This is a genomic window from Paenibacillus oleatilyticus (assembly GCF_018998565.1).
Lineage (GTDB): Bacteria > Bacillota > Bacilli > Paenibacillales > NBRC-103111 > Paenibacillus_G > Paenibacillus_G oleatilyticus.
Window position 1 is genome coordinate 467,960 of record NZ_JAHNZO010000001.1, and the last position, 20,657, is coordinate 488,616.

General features: G+C 54.7%; 19 protein-coding genes. 4 read left to right on the plus strand and 15 right to left on the minus strand.

From position 1 onward, the window contains the following. Positions 1–280: 280 nt before the first annotated feature. The 4 genes from KQX66_RS02125 to asnB form a co-directional block, all read right to left on the minus strand. Positions 281–1,966 carry a putative polysaccharide biosynthesis protein gene (locus tag KQX66_RS02125; RefSeq protein ID WP_216789136.1) on the minus strand — a complete coding sequence of 562 codons (1,686 nt, stop codon included), beginning with the start codon at positions 1,964–1,966 and terminating at the stop codon, positions 281–283. A 25-nt stretch (positions 1,967–1,991) separates the two neighbouring features. Next, positions 1,992–2,471 (minus strand): DUF456 domain-containing protein, encoded by a 480-nt coding sequence (locus KQX66_RS02130; RefSeq protein ID WP_010493735.1) that lies wholly within the window; start codon positions 2,469–2,471, stop codon positions 1,992–1,994. Positions 2,472–2,528: 57 nt separating this feature from the next. After that, positions 2,529–3,272 (minus strand): Cof-type HAD-IIB family hydrolase, encoded by a 744-nt coding sequence (locus tag KQX66_RS02135; RefSeq protein ID WP_216789138.1) that lies wholly within the window; start codon positions 3,270–3,272, stop codon positions 2,529–2,531. An 86-nt stretch (positions 3,273–3,358) separates the two neighbouring features. Then, positions 3,359–5,233 (minus strand): asparagine synthase (glutamine-hydrolyzing), encoded by a 1,875-nt coding sequence (asnB, locus tag KQX66_RS02140; protein ID WP_216789141.1) that lies wholly within the window; start codon positions 5,231–5,233, stop codon positions 3,359–3,361. 178 nt (positions 5,234–5,411) lie between these two features. Here asnB and KQX66_RS02145 point away from each other — a divergent pair, with 178 nt between their 5' ends. Further along, a complete protein-coding gene (locus tag KQX66_RS02145; protein ID WP_216789143.1) occupies positions 5,412–6,260 on the plus strand; it encodes a sugar phosphate isomerase/epimerase family protein in 849 nt (282 codons plus the stop codon). A gap of 252 nt (positions 6,261–6,512) precedes the next feature. Here KQX66_RS02145 and KQX66_RS02150 read toward each other — a convergent pair whose 3' ends face one another. From KQX66_RS02150 to KQX66_RS02190, 9 genes are all read right to left on the minus strand, one after another. Beyond that, complete coding sequence (locus KQX66_RS02150; RefSeq protein ID WP_216789145.1) at positions 6,513–7,391, minus strand: metal ABC transporter permease; 879 nt, start codon at positions 7,389–7,391, stop codon at positions 6,513–6,515. After that, positions 7,388–8,350 carry a metal ABC transporter permease gene (locus tag KQX66_RS02155; RefSeq protein ID WP_216789146.1) on the minus strand — a complete coding sequence of 321 codons (963 nt, stop codon included), beginning with the start codon at positions 8,348–8,350 and terminating at the stop codon, positions 7,388–7,390. Before KQX66_RS02155 ends, KQX66_RS02150 begins: the two co-directional genes overlap by 4 nt. Positions 8,351–8,355: 5 nt before the next feature. After that, positions 8,356–9,123, minus strand: coding sequence for a metal ABC transporter ATP-binding protein (locus KQX66_RS02160; RefSeq protein ID WP_216789147.1), 768 nt, complete (start codon positions 9,121–9,123; stop codon positions 8,356–8,358). 52 nt (positions 9,124–9,175) lie between these two features. Further along, on the minus strand, positions 9,176–10,090 hold the full coding sequence (locus KQX66_RS02165; RefSeq protein ID WP_216789695.1) for a metal ABC transporter solute-binding protein, Zn/Mn family: 915 nt from the start codon (positions 10,088–10,090) through the stop codon (positions 9,176–9,178). Positions 10,091–10,301: 211 nt separating this feature from the next. Beyond that, positions 10,302–12,371: a peptidoglycan D,D-transpeptidase FtsI family protein gene (locus KQX66_RS02170; RefSeq protein WP_216789148.1), complete on the minus strand. Its 2,070-nt coding sequence runs from the start codon at positions 12,369–12,371 to the stop codon at positions 10,302–10,304. Between the two features lie 41 nt (positions 12,372–12,412). Then, complete coding sequence (locus tag KQX66_RS02175) at positions 12,413–13,135, minus strand: HAD-IA family hydrolase (protein ID WP_216789150.1); 723 nt, start codon at positions 13,133–13,135, stop codon at positions 12,413–12,415. Positions 13,136–13,258: 123 nt separating this feature from the next. Then, positions 13,259–14,419, minus strand: coding sequence for a transglutaminase domain-containing protein (locus KQX66_RS02180; protein ID WP_216789153.1), 1,161 nt, complete (start codon positions 14,417–14,419; stop codon positions 13,259–13,261). Positions 14,420–14,460: 41 nt separating this feature from the next. Further along, positions 14,461–14,901, minus strand: coding sequence for a hypothetical protein (locus KQX66_RS02185; RefSeq protein ID WP_216789156.1), 441 nt, complete (start codon positions 14,899–14,901; stop codon positions 14,461–14,463). A gap of 82 nt (positions 14,902–14,983) precedes the next feature. Next, positions 14,984–15,139, minus strand: a complete 156-nt coding sequence (locus KQX66_RS02190; protein WP_216789158.1) for a hypothetical protein — start codon at positions 15,137–15,139, stop codon at positions 14,984–14,986. Positions 15,140–15,294: 155 nt separating this feature from the next. Here KQX66_RS02190 and KQX66_RS02195 point away from each other — a divergent pair, with 155 nt between their 5' ends. The 3 genes from KQX66_RS02195 to KQX66_RS02205 all read left to right on the plus strand — a co-directional run bounded on the left by KQX66_RS02195 (position 15,295) and on the right by KQX66_RS02205 (position 19,054). Then, the gene (locus KQX66_RS02195; protein ID WP_216789159.1) at positions 15,295–16,458 is read left to right on the plus strand and encodes an MFS transporter; all 1,164 of its coding nucleotides are present in this window, start codon (positions 15,295–15,297) and stop codon (positions 16,456–16,458) included. A gap of 407 nt (positions 16,459–16,865) precedes the next feature. Further along, a complete protein-coding gene (locus tag KQX66_RS02200; RefSeq protein ID WP_216789162.1) occupies positions 16,866–18,482 on the plus strand; it encodes an S-layer homology domain-containing protein in 1,617 nt (538 codons plus the stop codon). 212 nt (positions 18,483–18,694) lie between these two features. Next, positions 18,695–19,054, plus strand: a complete 360-nt coding sequence (locus KQX66_RS02205; RefSeq protein WP_216789163.1) for a toprim domain-containing protein — start codon at positions 18,695–18,697, stop codon at positions 19,052–19,054. Here the strand turns inward: KQX66_RS02205 and KQX66_RS02210 are convergent. Continuing rightward, a complete protein-coding gene (locus KQX66_RS02210; protein WP_216789164.1) occupies positions 19,051–19,977 on the minus strand; it encodes an AEC family transporter in 927 nt (308 codons plus the stop codon). The genes KQX66_RS02205 and KQX66_RS02210 overlap by 4 nt on opposite strands. Before the next feature lie 26 nt (positions 19,978–20,003). After that, positions 20,004–20,612, minus strand: a complete 609-nt coding sequence (locus KQX66_RS02215; RefSeq protein WP_054973024.1) for an SCO family protein — start codon at positions 20,610–20,612, stop codon at positions 20,004–20,006. Between the last annotated feature and the right edge of the window lie 45 nt (positions 20,613–20,657).

Here is a 20,657-nt window from a genome sequence, read left to right on the forward strand (position 1 = left end):
GGGGCTGTTTTCATAGTTGTCTGCCAGCGCTTACGCTTAGCTTAGGGCTCAGAGTGTTGAGAAAGTGGGCTTTTACAAAAATAGAGAAACATACGTAGGTGGGGTATCCACTGGAGAAGCGATAGCGGCCGCCTTTGTCTTCGGGAAATTTCCGCTACTAAGCGGCTTCCAATCAAATTTCCCGGGGACAACAGCGGTCGGAAGTGGATATCCCACCCCTTCGTAACCTCTATTACCTCAATTGACCACTTTCTCAACAAGCAGAGCACTAACGCTTCGCTTAGCGCTTTTCTTGCTGCGTCGTGCGGCCCAAACGGGCGAGCAGCGGCTTCGCCAGCTTCCGGAGCGGCCCGGGCAGATGCTGCAAATCCTGCAGCGTCATGACCCGTGTCAGGAAGAGCAGGACAGGGTAAGCCGCGCCGGCGATCGCACAGATGATCAAGGATTGTACCATATCGTCCAAGCGATCACTGCCAAACGGATGGACGTAGGCAACACAAAGCTGCTCCAGTCCATAGCCGATCAGGCAGATCAACGCCGTCGTTATCGCCAGCGACAACCAGCGGCGCAGGCCGAACACCCGGAACGGCACGGCGGACCGCAGCACCGTCAGGTTGAGCCAAGTCATTACAATAAAGCACAGAGCGGTGGCGGCAATGATGCCATAGATGCCCCAGTACGGAGCCAGCGCATAGCTGCCCGCCAGCTTGACCGCGATGCCGAAGAGCACGCTTAGCACAAGCGGCCTCATGCGGCCCATCCCCATAAGTACCGCTCCCGAGGTCTGCATGACGATCTGGAACATCGCACTGACGGTGAGCAGGGTAATGATCGGAGCGGCATACGTATCGACAACCGGCGAGCCGGTCGTGTTCGCAAAAATAAACCCGTTGATCGGGCGCGCCCCAAGACTGATCAGCAGCACCATCGGAAGGCCGGTAAGAATCGATAATTGCAATACCTTGGCCGTCTGATCGGACACCTGCTTCATGTCCCTTTGCGAATAGGCTGACGAAATAATCGGTACGACCGATTGGCTGAGCGCTACGGCGAGAATAATCGGAATGCCTGCCAGCGATTGCGCCCGGCCGGTTAAAATTCCAAGCATTTCACGAGCCGCGTGCTCTCCAAACTGATCCTTAAGCAGCAGAGTGACGATCGACGAATCGATCGTATAAATCAGCGTGACGGTCATCGAGAAAATGACGATCGGCACGGACAGCTTGAACAGCTGCGCATAAATCGCTTTGAATGTCAGCGGTTGGCTGGATGCCACATCTCCGGCGCTCGCTGCCGCTGCGTCGGCGTCCTCCGCGGACCGTTCGCGGCGGTCGCTTTGCTTCAGCCGCATCGCATAGTACAGCATCACGGCCGCCGCCGCAATGCTGCCTACCACGCCGCCGAACGAAGCGCCGGCGACGGCATAGTCCAAGCTGTGGCTAAGCAGCAAATAGGCAAGCGCCACCGAAGTGACGACTCGGAACACCTGTTCGATAATTTGCGATATGCCGTTCGGCATCATCATCCGGCGTCCCTGGAAGTAGCCGCGCATGATGGCGATCAGCGGAAACAGCAGCAGCGCCGGTGCGATGGCCTGGATCGGCAGCGCCGCCTGCGGGTTGAGAATGCTGTCGGCAAAATACGGCGCTGCAGCGTACAGCAGCACGGTCATCAGCACGCCTGCGCAGACGGCGAACCACAGCGCCGCCTTGTAGATCCGGTCCGCCTCCGCATGCCGGCCAAGCGCGGTCTTCTCGGAGATCATTTTGCTGAGCGCGCTCGGAATGCCTGCGGTGGCGACGACGAGCAGCACGGAGTACAGGTTGAAGGCGATCCCATAGGCCGCCATGCCGATATCGCCGAGCAAATAAACGAGTGGGATGCGCTGCACCACGCCGAGCGCCCGGGCGACCAATGCCGCCAAGGTTAGAATCAGCGTTCCTTTGACTAATGAATCTTTGGACAAAACGTTCCCTTCTTCCCTTAATGCCTTACACGACCCAGATGATAAACAGCACGATCATCAGAAGCTGCAGCACGAGTTTAACGACGAGCCCCGAGAAAAAGCCGACCAATGCTCCGATTCCCGCCCGTACCGCCTGCCGGAATTCCGTTCCGACGATCAGCTCGCCCACGACGGCGCCGAGAAACGGCCCGATCAGCAGCCCTGCAACCGGGATAACAAATGGTCCGATCAACAGCCCGATCGTGCTGCCGATGACGGATGCCCGCGTGCCGCCGAACTTTTTGACGCCAACCGCACTGACGGCATAATCGGCCACCATCAGAACGGCCACGATCGTCGTTTGAACGAGCCAGAACCAGACGCCGAACGGTTCGAAGCCGACCATAAAGCCGTAGACGAAAAACGCCGCATAAATCGCGAGCGCCCCCGGCAGCACCGGGTATACCGCCCCGGCCATGCCGACGAGAAACAGAATAACGACGATGATCCATGCGGCAATAAGCATAGATAGATGCCTCCCTTCTCAGCTGTCATGCCTGCCTTGCCGGATAGCACGGTCCCGCTATTTCAGCGCATATTCCCTGATAATCTGAGCGACGCCATGTTCTTCGTTCGTCCCGGTCACCGCATCGGCCAGCCGCTTGACTTCCTCCTGCGCGTTCCCCATCGCCACCCCGAGTCCCGCTTCGCGGATCATGGCGACGTCGTTCAAGCTGTCACCCATGGCGATCACCTGCGACATCCCGATGCCGAGCATGGCGCATACTTGTCTCAGTCCGCTGGCCTTGCTGATTCCTTTCGGATTCACCTCGATATTGAACGGATGGGAATTGGTAATTTCCAGTCTATCCCACGATTCCAGTTCCCGGCGAATAGCGGCGAGGCTTTCTTCGTTTTCGATATAGTAGCCGAACTTCAGCCACTGCTGCGCATCGATCTCCGCTTCGGGCAGCCAATGCTCTTTGTTGTAGATTTCCTTGACGCAATAAGCCCAGAACCAGGTATCGTAATAAACCGCGAGCGCATGCATGCGGCGGATCAGCTCCGTGTCCAGCGTATGACGCTCAAGCAGCTCGCCCGGCGCCTTCCATACTTCGCTGCCGTTCACGGTGACGAGCGGCGACTTCAGACCGAGCTCCTCCGCATAAGCCTGACAGTTCTGAATCCCCCGTCCGGTCGAAAACATGACTGTTACTCCGGCATCGTGCGCCGCCAGAATAGCCGCACGGTTTTCCTCCGAGATTGTCTTTTCCTCCGTCAGCAAAGTGCCGTCCAGATCCAACGCTACCATTTTGAATCGACTCATGTTCGCTTCTCTCCCTTTTCGTCCGTTCCTTGGGGCTCGTACCTGCCGCGGGCTGCGGCCGGAGGCGTTCCCGTGCGGACTTTAGCTTATTGAGCGTGCGCGAGCGTTCGGGCCGGCAGTTCCTCCATGTAGGCCGCATGCCAAAGCGCGAACATATAAATCGTCCAAATGCGCCGGGCGTAATCGCCTTTGCCGCTCTGATGATTTCCGAGCATCGCCCTTACGGTATCCATCCGGATGTAGCTGTCGATGCCGCTTGCCGCGATCTGCTCCATCACAATGTTTCCTTGCGGGCCCTTCAGCCAATCGCGCATCGGCACCGGGAATCCGAGCTTCGGCCGGTTCAAGATAAAATCCGGAATGATGCCTTCCATCGCTTTGCGGAATACATATTTGGTCGTGCCTTCCGCAATCCGGTATTTGGCCGGAATCCGGCGCGCCACCTCGTACACCTCCACGTCTAGGAACGGCACGCGCAGCTCGATGGAATGCGCCATCGTCATTTTGTCCGCCTTCATCAGAATGTCGCCGGGCATCCACAAATTCATATCGATATACTGCATCCGGGACACCGGGTCCAGATGCTTGCTTTTATCGTAAAACGTTTTGGCGATGTCGAACGGATTGCGGTACCGGCTCAGCAGCTCGCGGTCGGCCCGCACGATCTCGGCTTTCATGTCTTCGGTGAAAATTTTGGCATTGCCGAGGAATCGCTGCTCCAGCGGCGTCGTGCCGCGCAGCACGTAATTGCGGCCGTAGACGCCGTCCGGCAGCAGCCGGGCGAGCGCGTGCAGCAGCCGCTTCACGCCGTGCGGCAGCCGCTCGATCGGCGCGAGCGATTGCGGCTCGCAGTAGATGCGGTACCCGCCGAACAGCTCGTCCGCTCCTTCGCCGGACAGCACGACCGTTACGTGCTCGCGAGCTAGCTGCGCCACATGGTAAAGCGCAATTGCCGAAGGGTCGGCCACCGGCTCGTCCTGATGCCAAACGGCTTTGGCCAAGGTGCCGAAGTAATCTTCCTTCGTGATGATTTTGTCGTAATGCTCGGTCCCTAGCGCCTCTGCAGTCTGACGCGCGATGACCGTCTCGTTGTTGGCCCCCTCGAAGCCGACGGAGAACGTGCGGATCGATTCGACCTGACGCATATGCGCCGCAATCGCCGTCGAGTCGATGCCGCTGGATAGGAAGCAGCCCCGCTCCACGTCGCTCTGCATATGGTGAACGACCGAATCTTTGAGCGCCTCGCGGATCCGCTCGACGCATTCGTCAAACGGCCGTTCCTCCGGCTGCAGCATCGGGTCCCAATACCGCTTGACCGACAGCCCGCCGTCATACGATACGGTAACGGTATGTCCCGGCGGCAGCTTATGTATGCCTTGAAACATCGTCGTCGGCTCCGGCACGTATTGAAACGTCAAGTAGTTCAGCAGACTTTCCGTATGGATCGTCCGGGCGACTCCGGCGGCCAGAATGCTTTTGATTTCAGAGCCGAACAGGAATTGGCCGTTGTCGTGGTAATAATAGAACGGCTTGATGCCGAAATGGTCCCGTGCGCCGAACAGCTGCTTTTTGCGGCGGTCCCAGATGACGAATCCGAACATTCCACGAAGCTGCTTCACGCATTCCTCCCCGTACTCCTCGTACAGGTGGACGATGACTTCGGTGTCCGAATGAGTTTTGAATTGGTGTCCTTTCGCCTGAAGCGAATTGCGCAAATATTTATAGTTATAAATCTCGCCGTTGAACGCAATCCATACCGTTTCGTCTTCGTTGGCGAGCGGCTGATGGCCTTCCTGCAAATCGATGATGGACAAGCGGCGGAAGCCGAGTCCGATGCGGTTCTCACTCCAAAATCCAAAATCGTCCGGTCCCCGATGCACGATACAATCGGTCATGCTTTTCAGTGTGGACGGGGAAGGCTCGCGGTCTTCAAAATACATGACGCCGGTGATCCCGCACATTGTTTTTCCTCCTCAAGCGCTAAAAAATAGTCCGATATAACAGTATACCATATTCGTACGGGTTTCAGGAAATGGTAGGTTTCCGGCAAAAATCATGTCGCTATTTCCGAGTAGACAGCCTGCGGAGCGGCGGTTTATGATGTGGGCGGGTATACCTTGTCGGAGGAGTGAAGAACGGATGATCAAAGGATTGACTAGAGCAGGCATCGGCGAAGCAGGGCCGATCTGCAACTTTGTAGAGCTGGCTTCCCGCTTCGGGTTCGGCGCGGTCGACGCGCATGGCCAGGAGCTGGAGGAATGGATCGCGACGGCAGGCTTGGAACAAGTGAGAGGCTTTTTGCAGGAGAAACAAGTGCGCATCGGGGCGATCGGACTCGCCGCGGAATGGCGGCAAACCGAGGACGCGTTCCGGGAAGGCTTGCCCCGGCTCGCAGCGGAGGCGGCGGCGGCCAGCAAGCTTGGCGTAACCGCCTGCTGCACGTACGTGCTGCCGTCGACAAACGAGAACGCCGCGCGTTTTATGGCTGCCGCAACCCGGCGCCTGCGCCTGTGCGCTGATATTTTGGAGGCGTACGGCATCCGGCTCGGACTGGAATTCGTCGGTCCGCACCATCTGCGCACGCGCTGGAAGCATCCATTCCTTTGGGATGCGGAAAGCATGCTGGAATGGATCGATACGATCGGCAAAAGCAGCGTCGGCCTGCTGTTCGACGCCTACCATTGGTATACGACGGGAGGGACGGCGGCCGACATCGCCAAGCTGCGCGCCGACCAGATCGTTCATGTCCATATCAACGACGCGAAGGACGTTCCGGTCGCCGAGGTGCTGGACAACGACCGGGTGTATCCGGGCGAGGGCGTCATCGACCTGACGACGTTCCTGCAAGGGCTGCAGCGTATCGGCTATACCGGCGTCGTGGCACAGGAGATTTTGACGCCGCAGCCGCCGGCAGACACCGCCGAAGCGTTGGCGGCGCGATCGCAGCAGGCGTTCAAGCGCGTATACGAAAAAGCCGGGCTCGCGTAAGCCCGGCTTCTTGTATTGTGAAGGTTATGTTCGAAAAATTCCCAGACAAATTTAGATGGGGTGTGTCCCGGAAGAGTTTACGTCCGCCTTTGAAGCCCGTGAAAATACAACTAAAATTTATAATCAATTTCACGGGTAATGGGGTCCCCGGAAAGTATCAGAATAAGCTTCTAAGAGTAACATCACTTTCTGGGGAAGGGCAGCGGCTGGAGGGATACACCCCATCGGCATATGCAAAGTATTTTTTGTTTTTTAACCGACAACAGCGGCCTGCTTCCGTCTGAATTTGCGCCAGACGACGCCGTGCGTCGGCGAGAACAGCAGCGCCAGGATGAACAGCACGCCTGCGGCGACGATCATGCAGCCGGCGATCGAGGCGTCCAGCAGCACGGCGGCAAGGTAACCGAGCACGGCGCTCAGCACGCCGACTCCCATGCTGTAAAGGATCATGCGGCTGAGCTTCTCCGTAAGCAAATACGCTGTGGCGGCCGGCACGACCAGCATGCCGACGACCAGAATAGCGCCTACGCTTTCGAACGAGGCTACCGTCGTCATCGAGACCAGTCCCATCAGCAGGTAATGGAACAGCGCGACCGGTATGCCCACCGCAGCAGCCATGGCCGGGTCGAACGCGCATATTTTGAACTGCTTGTAGAACAGCCCGATGATCAAAGCGCTGAGCGTCAACACGATGCCAAGTCCCCAGACCGCTTTCGGACCGATATCGATCCCGTTCCACTCCACCGTTTCCCACGGCACATGAATAATTTCCCCGTACAGCACGCAATCCAGATCGAGGTCTACCTGCCGCGTATACAGACTTACCAAGACGACCCCTGCGGCGAACAAGGCGGTAAACACGACGCCGATGGAAGCATCGGATTGAACGCCGTTCTGATGAAACCATTGGATCAGAAACACCGTCACGAGGCCGATGAGCGACGCCCCCAGCATCATCCACAGCGAATCCCGCGAGCCGCTGAACAGAAACGCCAGCACAATGCCCGGCAATACCGAGTGGCTGATCGCATCCCCGATCATCGCCATTTTCCGCAGAACGAGGAAGCAGCCGAGCAGGCTGCAGGAGCAGGCTACGAGCGCAGCTGTCAGCAGTATCCAAAAGTCGTTCATGCCTGCCCCTCCTTCCGAAACGGTTCGCCTGCCGCACCGATGCCGTGCAGTTGCGGCCGAAGCTCTTGCTCGCTTAGCACGCTGCGTTTGACAGCCAAACGCTCCAGCAATTTGGCTAGCAGCCCCCGGCGAGGCGCGAACAGCACCGATACGACGAAGAAAAAGGTCGCCGCCAGCACCGTAAGCGGTCCGGTCGGCATATTGTTCGCCATGCCGCTAAGCAATGTGCCGAAGAAGCCGCTGAGCGCTCCGAAGACGCCCGAAAGCACCACCATGACGCCCAGCTTCTCGGTCCAATACCGGGCCGAGACAGCCGGTGTAATGAGCAGCGCCGACATCAGCACGACGCCTACGGCTTGAATGCCGACGACCACGGCCACCACGATCAGAAACATCATGAATTGGTCGAGAAAAGCGACCGGCAGCCCGATCCCTTTGGCAAAGCCCGGGTCGAAGCTGAGCAGCTTGAATTCCTTGAACAACAAGGCACAAATCATCGTCAGCAGCAGCGCCACAACCGCCATCGTGATGACATCCGACAGCACCATGGAAGCGGCCTGCCCGAACAGAAACTTGTCAAGGCCGCTCTGGTTGCCGCTGCCGCCGTGCTGAATTTTGGTCAACAGCACGATGCCGAGTCCGAAAAATACCGACAATACGATGCCAAGCGCCGTATCCTGCTTGATTCGGGAGTTGCGTGTTACATAGCCAATCCCGAAGGTGGCCGCCAAACCGGCGACAATCGCGCCGAGCAGGAAGAAAAAGATCGATTTCGAGCCGGTAAGCATAAAAGCGATGCACACGCCCGGCAGTGCTGCATGCGCAAGCGCGTCGCCCATCAGACTCTGCTTGCGCAAATAAGCGAAGCTGCCAAGCACGCCGCTGCTCAGGCCGAGCAGCATGCTCCCCATTAAGATCCACTGCGCATTCGGATCGCGAAACAATTCCAGCCATGCCATGCCGCTCACCTCGCGTTCACGACGAGCGCGCCTTCACGCTGATCCAAAAAGGCCAGCCGCCCGCCATACGTTCGTTGAAGATTGTCCCGCGTAAATACTTCTTCCGCCGGCCCGATGCCCTGAAGCTCCACATTCAGCAGGATGACCCAATCGAAATATTGCTTCACCGTCGCGAGGTCATGGTGCACGACCAGAACGGTCTTGCCTTGCTCCCGGAGCTCACCGAGCAGTGTAACGATCGCTTTCTCCGTGGCCGCATCGACGCCGACGAACGGTTCGTCCATAAAATACAGCTTCGCATCCTGCGCCAGCGCCCGGGCCAAGAACACGCGCTGCTGCTGTCCGCCGGACAGCTGGCTGATCTGTCTGTCGGCAAAGCTGGCCATGCCTACTTTGGACAAGCAATCCATGGCAATCTCCCGTTCTCTGGCACCCGGTCGCTTGAGCCAGCCTAAATGACCGTAACGTCCCATCATCACCACATCGAGCGCGCTTGTCGGAAAATCCCAATCGACGGATTCCCGCTGCGGCACGTAGCCGATGAGCTTCCGCTGCTCGGCGTATGGCTTGCCGTAGATCGAAACTTCCCCGGTTACGCTGGGAATGAGCCCGAGAGCCGCTTTGATCAGCGTCGATTTGCCGGCGCCGTTCGGTCCGACAATGCCGATCAATTTTCCTTCCGGCACCTGCAGCGATATATCGCGGAGGACCGGCTTTTTCTGGTAAGCTACTGTCATGCCTAGTATAGATAACGGTATGCGCTGTTCTTTCATTGGTTCCACTCCCCTTTTTCGTTGTCCGCTTCTCGCCCTCTCTCCCGGACTCTTACTTCAACGCTTGAACGATCGTATGAATGTTGTGCTTCACCATGCCGATATAGTTGCCTTCCGGCGTTCCTTCTTCCCCCATCGCGTCGGAGAACAGCTCGCCGCCGATTTGAATCTCGTGTCCTTGCTTCTTGGCTCCTTCGATAACGGCCTCGATCGATTTTTTCGGTACGCTCGACTCTACGAAAACCGCCTTAATCTTGTTCGCTACGAGGAAGTCGCGCAGGTCGCTGACATCCTTGGAGCCGTATTCCGACGCGGTGCTGATGCCCTGAAGCCCCATCACTTTGATGCCGTAAGCATCCCCGAAGTAACCGAACGCGTCATGCGCCGTAACGAGTACCCGCTGCTTTTCCGGAATCGAGGCAATCTGCTCCTTTGCAAACTGATGCAGCTCCTCCAATTGCTTGATGTACGCCTCCGCGTTTTTCTTGTAATCCGCCGCGTTCGCCGCATCGTGCTTGCTGAGCTCGTCGCGCACCGTCTCGGTCGCGCTGATCCAGTGCTTGACGTCGAACCATACGTGCGGGTCGTGCGCTCCGGTTCCGTCCTCCATGCCGCGAAGCTTCGACTCCGGTATGTTTTTCGTCACGGCCACCGTCGGCTTCGTTTTCTCCATTTTCTCGAAGACGTCGGTCATTTTGCCTTCCAGATGAAGTCCGTTATAGAAAATGATATCCGCCTGATCCAGCTTTTTCAGATCGCCTTGCGATGCTTTGTATAAGTGCGGGTCGACGCCCGCCTTCATCAATCCGGTCACCTCGACGTGCTCTCCCCCGACCTGCTTGACGATGTCGGCGATCATTCCGATCGTGGTCGTTATTTTCACTTTGCCGGAAGCGGCGTTCTCCTTCTCCTTAGGCGCTCCGCACGCGGCGAGCGATACGGCAAGCGCGAGGAACATGATCGTCATAATAAATCGCTTGAACGAAGACGATAGCCTCGGTTTTGTTTTTACGTTTTTCAAAGTACCCCTCTCCCATCTCTCAAAATAAGTTGTATTAGCCCACTTTTATTTCCCTAAAGACTATATGTTTATAATATACAAATATGTTTACCTATTGCAACACTTTTTTTTATAAAAAAAGAAATCCCCTCTTCGCGAGGAGATTTCCGGTGCTTTGCTATGGCGTTTTGTTTTCTGTCGGAGGCCCTTTCGGCTTTCCGTCCAATCCGTAATATTGATCGTAAGCGTCGAAGATTTTACGCGCGATCGGCGCCGCTCCGTAGGAGCCGAATCCGCCCTCCGGAACGACGACGGCGACGGCAAGCTTCGGATTTTCTGCAGGCGCAAAGGCAATAAACACGGCGTTGTCAATTTCTTTGCCGCCGGCCACTCTTTGCGTCGAGGTCCCCGTTTTTCTGGCGAGTGTATACGGAAAATCGTCAAAGCCTTGAATGCCGACCTGCAGCATGCCTTTGATCACGGCATCCCAATAAGCTTTCGGGAAATCGGTCTGATCCAGCACGACAGCCTGATCGAATTTCTTGATTATTTGTCCTTTGTCGTACGTCTCGATCCGGTCGACAAGCAGCGGCTGAAGCCGTTTACCCCGGGTCGCCAGCGTTGTCGTATACTGCGCCAATTGAAGCGTCGTATACTTCTCGTTCTGCCCCCAGGAGGCGAATACCATCCGAGATTGCGGAGTTTCTTTCGTATTCGTCTTGTACTCGCTGATTCCTGCGCTTTCCCGCGGCAGGCCGCTGCCGGTGAGCACGCCAAGACCGAATTTGGCCAAATACTGGTCCCAAATTTCTACAGCTTTGTTAGGGCTGCGCATGTATAGCGCGTTGCCGATCAAAGCGGACATGAACGTGTTCGACGAGTGCTGGATCGCCCCTGTAGCATTGATCGATCCGTAGGCGGCTCTGCCGGAATTCGTCAGTTTGGAATTGTTGTCTTTTCCGTACGTAAATACGCCGGTATCGTTATAATACGTATTGGTTGTGAACAGCCCTTCGTTTAGCCCGATCAGTACCGAGAGCGGTTTAACGACGGAGCCCATATACACGATGGACGTCGGATGATATTTTTGTTCGTCCTCCGGGTAGTCCGGGTACGCGGTCGTAATCGTGCCGTTGTTGATTTTCGTCTGAACCTGCTTGTAATCGGCATCCGAGAACGGATTGCTCCAGAAGGTCGGATCGTAATCCGGCATACTGGCCATCGCCACGACCTTGCCCGTCTCGACCTCCATCGCCACGGCATAGCCCGCAACGGCGTTGACTCCTTTGTTTGCGTACGGGTTGGAGCGGTAAGCCGGACTTTTCAGCGTCACTAGGTGGTCCATGATCGCCTTCTCGGTGGCAAGCTGGACGTTCTTGTCGATGGTCAGGATCAGGTTGTTCCCCTTCTCCGGCGGAATGACAGGGGGTGCTTCCGCACTGCCGATAATTTTCTGCAAGGCGTTAACCGGATATGACTTCACGCCGTTTTTGCCGCGGAGCTCCTCCTGATACATCAATTCAATACCGTCATAGCCGACGTATTCCCGGTCCAGGTAGCCTTCCGTTTTCGTTTTGTCCTTGTAAAATTCAAGCCCGTTCTTTGCTTCTCGCGCTGTCGAGAACGGCCGCATATACCCGACAAGCTGCACCGCAATCGTATTCTCGCGGTCGTACGTACGAAGGCTCTCCTCCATGATCTCGATCCATTTCAGCTCGTCACGATGCTCCAGAATAAACGCCATCTCCGCCTGCGTCAAGTCGGTCTTGATCCGCCGAGGGATCGAGTAATAGCTCGGTTTTTTGGCCGTGTCTTGCAGATTCAGATCGAAGCCGACATCCATTTCCTTGATGATTTCCTCCGCGGTCGGCTGCTTCACGTCCTTATTGCCGTACTGCGCAAAAATGTCCGCCAAGCGTTTGGCCAGAGTGACCACCTGATCCTTGGGCTGGTCCTGCTCGATGCGGAAGTAGAGCGACTGCGCCGATGTCGTGTAGGCGATCGGAGCGCCTTTGCGGTCGAAAATATTGCCGCGAATCGGCGGGATCGGCGTATCGGCGTTGTTGATTTTGTCCTTTTCGGCCGACAGCTCTTTGCCTTCGACAAACTGCAGCATCGCCAGCCGCACGATAAGTACCGAAAACAGGAAAAACGTAAAGAAAAAGAACAGGTTGATCCGGGTCGTAAAATGACGGCGCTGGCTTCCGTCCTGCTTGCTTGAGTCGTCCATGCCGATAGGTTTCTTCATCTTGCTTGCGGCTCCTTCCTTCCAAAAATGGTTCCCCTATGCTATTTCACGTCCTGCAGCAGCTCGCGCAGGGAAAGAATGCCGTCTCCGGTATGGTAATCGTATCGCTTGATCTTCACCGCATCGATGCCGGCTTGAGCAGGGGCCCAAATGTCGTTGCGCTCGTGGTCCCCGATGTACAGCACATCTTCCGATGCCAGCCCCGCGCGCTCCAGCGCCAGACGGAAAATCGCCGGGTCCGGCTTCTCCAGACCGACCTCCGTCGAGACGATGACCGGATCGAAGTGATGCAGAATGCCCTTGTATTCCAGAATCGAGCGCAGGGTCGGCGCAAAGTTGGAAATGATGCCGAGCTGTAACCCTTTCCCTTTAAAAGCGAGCAGGCTTTCCTCCACATCCTCGAACAGCGCATACTGCTGCGGAGCCGTGAATAAGTCGTAGAGCTCGTGGCAGCAGACGTGAATCTGCTCTTCCGTCCACTTTTCCTCTTCAACGCCCAGTTTTTTCAAGATATAATCGTACAGCTTCATCCAGAAAGCCCGGTCCGATTCCGGCGTGCAAGCTTCGAACGGGTCAAGCTGCTTCCCATAATAAAATAAACGAAAAGCTTCGGTAAAAAGTTCCCCGATTTGCTCCTGTCCCCGATGAAAAGACCGGCTCGCCAAAAACTGCTGCATGATGACCCGGGCCGCCGGAATCGTCATCAGCGTATCGCCGACATCGAAAAATATCGCTTTATATTGCGTTAACGGTTTGCGCAGCAACGATAAACCCACCTTTTTCAAACTTATATCTTCACAAGTGTATCATATTCGGGGAATTTATAGAAACGTACGGAAAAGGAAAAAACCGGTTCGTCGCCTGCAGCGGCCGTCCGGCTTCCGTTATTACGTATCTTTAATATGCGTGTCCTGAAAACGGGGCGGATTGAACCAGTTGCCTCCGCTGGCTACCCAGGTGGAATCGAGCGGCACCCACTCCCTTTTCTCCCCCAGGTACACTTCATTCCAAGCATGAGGGCCGTAACCGCCCCGCCCGTCGTAACCGAGCCCGGTCACAACCTTGACGTCCAGCCCCACCGACCTCGCCATAACCGCGTACAACCTGGAAAAGTCGATACACACGCCCTTCTTCGTGTTAAACGTATCCTCCGGCGTCTGCTCTCTCCAGATACGTTGCTCCTCGTACACCTTCACTTTGTCCCAGTCGTACTTGATACGCGTGCCGACCCAGCGGTACAGCAGCTTGGCTTTTTCTTCGTCGGTCTGGCCTTTGGCCGTCACCTGCTTGGCCGCTTCCGCGACATCCTGGGGAATACGGGCATCCACGACCTCGTATTTTCGCTGTAAAATGTTGCCAAACTCCTGTTCCACGGCCCGTGTGAAAACAGGGAGCTGGTTAGCGAAAAAGTCGCCCGTCATCGGCCGGATCACTTCCGTCGCCCCTTTTTGAAAAAGGGACGAATCTTGAATATAAGCGGCTACCGGCGTCTGCGGGAACAGCGTCGTGACGATAAACAGCACGGCAATCATAATCATCCCCCGGCCAAACCCGGTCACCGAGCCGATGACGCCGCCGATCAGACTGCTGAGCAGGGAGGGAGAGGCGACTCGCCCCCCGCCGGCGGTGTCCGCATTCGTCCGTTCCGCCAGCCAATCGTCCACCAGCGGGTCGATAATACGGTAAACCAGCTGCTTGATCAAGCCGTATCCCAAAACAAACAGGACGCTGAACCGCAGCAGAGAGAAATCGCGCAGTGCCGTTGCGGCAGTATAATATAGCTGCTTCCAAAAGCCGAGTTCCTCGGACGGGATCGTTAGTCCGAGCCCTTCAAGCCAGGTCTGCAGCTTAGGCGACAGCCATGAAGTCAGCTCCCAAGCGAGAAACAGGCTGAGCAGCGTAACTGCCCCTTCCGTCACCATAAGCGCGAGATGCTTCGCGGAGGAGGACGCCCCGCGAAGCAAGCCTTGTACAATCGATACTACAAACAATACGGCGATGAGCACGGTAATCAAATTGATTTGCGCCAGCTTCTCCAGTTCGTTCACCAGCGTCCCCCTCCTTTCCTATCGAAATGCGTTCCGATGGCTCATTGGCCGGCGTTTTTCTTCGCCTGCTCAATGAATCCTTTCAGGACATCGTCCAGCTTCATCGTGAACGTTTGGTTCATAAAGGTAACCTGCACATCGCTCGAACCGGGTTTGCCTTCCAGCTTCGCGCTTTTGGTGCTTACGGTATACGAGCCGTCGGCGTTCTGGCTGTATTTCGCTTCTTTCACTTCGTCGGTAATCGCTTTGACCGCTTGATTCTTAACTTCGGCGGCGACTTTCGCTCCCACCGTCGTACCCAGCTCCAGGAGCTGATCCTTGTAGCTGGCGCCATACCAGAAGAGCCCCGCCAGTATCGCGAGCACAAGAACCCACTTGATGACGGTTTTCACCACTTTGATGACGAGAAACAGCACAATCAGCGCTCCGACGAGCACATACCACCGCTCGGATAAAAAAGCCGTTACGAAATCCACTTCCATCGCTCCCCTAAAAGTCCGTCTTCCATCGCTTATGTAAATCCCTTACAGCGGTTCTCCGCCCTTATCATACACCAGTTCCGCGTCACTCTTCATCTCTTTTTTTGCGGAGCTCGGCGAGCCTGCGCTGGATTTCCGCCCCTTTGTCCTCTCTTCGCCTGGTTCGGCGCAACGATCCGAACAGCCTCCACAGCGCCAGCACCAAAACGGCCGCCAGCACGATTCGGATAAACATGTCCATCCGGCACCCCTCCTTTTGTCCGCCGGAACCCACGTTTCTTATACGCTAAACGATCCGGCACGTTGCAAAATACTTGTACTATCCCTTTGCCGGCAGACGTAAACGTATAGAGTAGCGGTAGACGGACGAACCCCATTATGAAAAGAGGTGTTTTCATGAAAACCGCCGTATGGCTCTATCTGTTCATGTTCGTCGCCATTTTCGACCTGCATGCCCAGTACCCGATTCTTACTCCGTTTGCCGTTTCGCTAGGTGCGACGCCTTCGTTCATCGGGCTTATTCTCGGGGTCTACTCGATCACGCATTTGCCCGGAAACCTGATCGCAGGCTACGGCGTCGACCGCTACGGAAGCAAGGGCTTCATTGTGTTCAGCCTGATTGTAGCAGGAATCGTGCTCTTAATTCAATCCCGCGTCAGCGATCCGTGGGGGCTGCTTGTCATCCGTTCGATCAGCGGCTTCGTCTTGGCCTTTCTATCGCCGGCCTGCTTGTCCCTGCTCGCCAAAATCGCCAAAAACCAGATTCAGCAAAGCAAGCTGATGGCCGGGAACGGCATGGTGCATACCATCGCTTCCGTGCTCAGTCCGGCGGCCGGCGCCTACCTGGTCTCGCAGCTTGGCTTTGCCAAATCGTTTACGTTTCTAGGATGGGGCCTCATTCTTACCGGATTGCTCGCTTGGATCGGGGTAAAGGAACAGCGCAGCGAACGCCAAACCAATGCAGCGATTGCCGGGGAGCACGCCCTTTCTTCTGCTTCTCAGGATAATTTACCGGTCTCCGGCCAGGAAAACGTTCCTTGGCTTTTCTTCGTTATTCCTCTTGCGCTGTCTTGCTCCCAAGGTATTTTGTTTTTCGAACTTCCGTTGATGAAGGAGGCGAGCAGTTCGATCATGACCTCCGGCGTGTTCTTTTCCGTCATTTCCATGGGGTCGCTGGTGACGCTTAGTTTACTGTTTTTGAACCGGATTTTTCCTTTTTACCGAATGTTGTTCGGTTGTCTTGCGCTGGCGTTCATTTTTTTCGGGATGTCGGTTCATTGGCCGTTGCCGCTCTACGCTTCGCTGTTTCTGATCGGGATGACCAAGGGCGTCATTTTTCCGGCCATCGCATCGCTGCTTGCAGCCCTTACTCCCGCAGACCGTTATGGACGCGTCTTCTCGATTCTGTCGGTTTCATACTCGATCGGCGCCTTTATCGGCCCGATTGTCGCCGGGCATACACGGACACAAGTATCGCCGTATTTCCTCGCTTTTCTCTGCCTTATGCTTGCACTCTCTTTGCTACCGTCCCGTTCGTTTGTCGCTCCCGTGCGAGTTTGATTCGACTTGGGGGTATGAAAAGATTCGGAGCGCGTTTTTTTGCTTTTCCAGATGAAATGAGAATCGTCTCGATATTCCCAATTCGGTATTTTGTAGGAATTTAGTCATAAATTAATAGTCCAAAAGTAGTGATAAACGATTCGGAACGCAACTTTACTTCACTCTCCGCCGTTTAAGATGCCGAGATGTTTCACTGCGGGCAGATTTGGGTAATGTTCAAAGTGCTGCCGTAATGGATCATTCTGCCATTGGCGCGACGGACATAAATAGCTCTGTCCGATTCGAAAACATCTAAATGATATTCAATAAACTGGCTGAAGGAGGTGAAAATGCATTTGTCCAGGAAACCTTTTCAACGCATTAGTAATAATCCATTATTCGTCAAGAAAGATAGGAGTGAACCCTGCATGAAGCCTGCTGTGCTTAAAAAGACAGCACAAGTGACCGTACTGATGCTTATCATCTCTGTTTTGGTTCCCGTGCTGGCGTTTGCCGCTTCGGGATTCAAAGACTTGAAATTTGAAAGCAACAACACGGTAACCGGTACGGTGTATTCCGATGTTTACAGCGTGAATGCTACTGTATACGCGTTTGACCCGAACGGAAATCGTTTTGACGTTTCCAGTGCCACTTATGTTGACTACGATGTTACAAACAATGTTTATAACTACAAATTTACGATAGCGAGCAACACCTATGATTATGTTCGTGTACAAGGGCCATTCGGTACGTCGGTTGACGGCAAAACGATTACCGACTCCGTTTACCAATCCGTATACCGTAACAACGGGACTAACCCCGGCAGCGGCAGCACTTGCTGCAGCGGCGGACCCGGTGGTGGAATTTGGGGTTCGGAAATTATCAACGTGAACTCTGACGGTTCCGTCGATGCCGACCAACTGAAAAATTCGTTCAAAAACAACGACAAAGTGACGCTGAAGCTGAACGGCGAAATCGCTCTGATTCCGGCTAAAGCGCTTGTCGATTACGTAACGGATTCCAAGAAGGTATTGGTCATCGTTAACGACAACGGCGCTTACATCATTCCGCTCAACGTGCTGAAGCTGCAAGACTTGGCTAACAAGCTATCGGTAACGACGGATGAGCTGAAGCTGAAAGTAACGATCGCCAAAGCAAACGATACGACGAAGGACGGCGTGGATAAGGCTGCTAAAGCGCTTGGCGGTACGGTAGCAAGCAATGCTGTCGACTTCGATATCGTCGGCCTTGGCAAAGATAAGCAAACTGCTGCTCTGGACCTCGGCAACAACTACATCAGCCGGATTCTTCCGCTGAGCAAAGCTGTCGATTCGTCCAAAGCGACAGGCGTTCTTTACAACCCGACAACGGGTAAACTGAGCTTTGTACCTGCTGTCTTCTCTGCGACGGACGGTAAAAACGAAGCGACGTTGAAACGCAACGGCAGCAGCATCTATGCCGTAATCGAGTTGGATAAAACCTTCTCCGACATCAACGGCCACTGGGCCGAAAGCTACATCAAACTGCTGGCTAACAAGCTAGTCGTTGACGGGGTAACCGACACGACATTCCAGCCGGAGCGCAATATCACTCGTGCGGAATTCGCAGCACTGGTTGTTCGCGCGCTGGGTCTGGATACGAACAACGGCAGCAGCACGTTTAAAGACGTTGCAGCTAGCGACTGGTACGCAAGCGTTGTAGCAGCAGCGGCAAACGCGAAGCTGGTTGACGGCTACGAAGACGGAACGTTCCGTCCGAACGCTACGATCAACCGCGAAGAGCTGGCAGCTATGGTCGTACGCGCTCTGAACTATGCCGGTGCGAAACCGGACGTCTCGGCTGATAAACAAACTCAGCTGTTGGCGAAGTTCAAAGACGCAAGCAAAATCGTATGGGCGAAGAACGAAATCGCCGCTGCGATTGACGCCGGCATCATCGACGGCATGACGGACGACACGTTGGGCGCCCGCGATACGGCGACTCGCGCACAATCCGCAACCATGCTGAAACGTCTGCTCTCTAAAGCAAGCTTTATCAACAACTAATTGTTAATGCATCATGAACCACTCTCCATGAAACAGGGCCGTTTCTTTTGTCTCTCGCAGACAAGGGCAACGGCCCTTCTGTCGTTTCTTCTACTGTAATGACGGACAGCTTCCGACATTTCCTGGGAAATACGTTCACGTAGGGATTGGATCGGACAGCAAAAGCGGATATACTACAAGAAAGAAATTCATTGCAGGAACGGAGGCCGTCGATGTCTATCGCTATTATTGTGGAAGGAAAAAATGACAAAAGCAGGCTTCGTCGCCTGCTGACAGAGGACATTATCATCGTTTGTACCTTCGGATCGCTGAATACGGATCGTTTGGAAGAGTTGAAGAAGAAGATCGGAACGAGCGATGTATACCTATTTACGGATAATGACCCCTCGGGCAAAAAAATACGCGCCATTCTCCGGGATACATTTCCGGATGCCGAACAAATTTATACGCGGCGCGGCTATGCCGGCGTCGAAGGCACGCCCGACGAGTATCTTATTGAACAATTGGAAAAGGCCGGGCTGGAGGAGTTTATTATCTATCCCCCGATGATCCCGACCTTTGAGAAGTTCTAACCTATAAATTTCATCAAATAAATAACCAGTGTTACCGTAAAAATGCTAAATATCGTCGAGGAAAACACAGCTTGTGACGAAAATTCCGGCTCATTGTCATACTCGACGGCAATGAGTACGCTGCTCAGCGATGTCGGCACCGCGCAGGACAGTACAAGCGCCTGCGCCATGACCCCTTCAATCCCCATTAGCAGAACGATCAGAAAGCCGACGACCGGGCCCACACAGAGCCTCAGCACGTTCGACAGCATGACATCCGCCAGGTTGAACGTCCATTTCATGCTTCCCAATTGTACCCCAAGCGTCAAGAGAGCGGTTGCAATAAACGCGTCCGATACATAATTGATCGGAGCATACACCGGTCCAGGGATCGGAATGTGCAGCCCCTTCATCAAAAAAGCGATCGGAATGATATAGATGACCGGAAGCGTCAGGATCGTCCGGAGCGTCTGCTTCATATCATTGCGCTTGGACGCGTTAACGGCATAGATGCCGTAGGTGTTCGGAAGCAGACTCTGCATCATCATAATGATAATCTGAATCGATAAGGTGAACGCGTCCCCGACAAACACAAGCTGATTAAGCGGAATCGCATAGTTCGCGCTGTTGTAAAAAATAACGCTATTGCGCATCGCCGGGATCATGCCGCCCTTATATCCCCGCAGACGGATCACGACTTCCATCAAAAGAAACATCGCGGCAAAAAACAGGACGAAAAACAACAGCGTTTGTCCGAGAACAGCAAGCGACAGCGACGATTCGTAAAGCATTTTGAATACGAGCGCCGGGGAGAATAAGTAAAAATTCAATTTGGAAAGCGTCTTGATATCGAGCTTGAATGCCCTGTACAAAACGACGCCTATCGCAATCATGATGGTTAGCGGAATGACATTATTGAGCAAAATATGCGTAAAATAAGCCATGTCAAATCGATGCCCTCGCCATTTGCCTAGGATTCCTTGCTAACCTGAATCAAGTCGTTGGCGATTCCTTCGATATCGATATTTTCGTCATTGCCCGAATAATAGGTCCGTACGTCGCCTTTGCCGTCGACCAGCAAAAACAAGTTCGTATGCGTAAAATTGCCGGTTTTCGGATCTTTAGCTACAAGGACGTCGAACTTCTTAGCCAGGTCCGCCGTATAAGCCTCGTCGCCGCGCAGGAAGTACCAGCCCTTATAATCCGGATGGAAGCGGCCGGAAAATTCCTTAAGCCGTTCAGGCGTATCTCTCGTCGGATCGAACGTGATGGAAAGAAGCGCCGTCTTCGTGCCGAACACACCTTTTTTCACCAATACGTCCTGAATTTTAGACAGGTTGTAGGTCGTCGGCGGGCAGACGTCAGGACAATACGAAAAATAAAAATAGACCAGCTTCGCTTTTCCTGCGGTATCAGCCAATGTTACCGTCTTGCCGTCCAGGTTTTCCAGTTTGAAATCCGGCGCCTTCTTGAGCACCCCGATTTTTTTCTCCGGACCTTTGACCAGCATATAAGCCAATGTTGCGATCAAACCAACCAGCAGTACCATGACAACGATTTTAAAACCGGTTTTCTGCATATCACCGCTCCCCTTCCCATTGTTCAAAAAATAAATCCCAAGGCC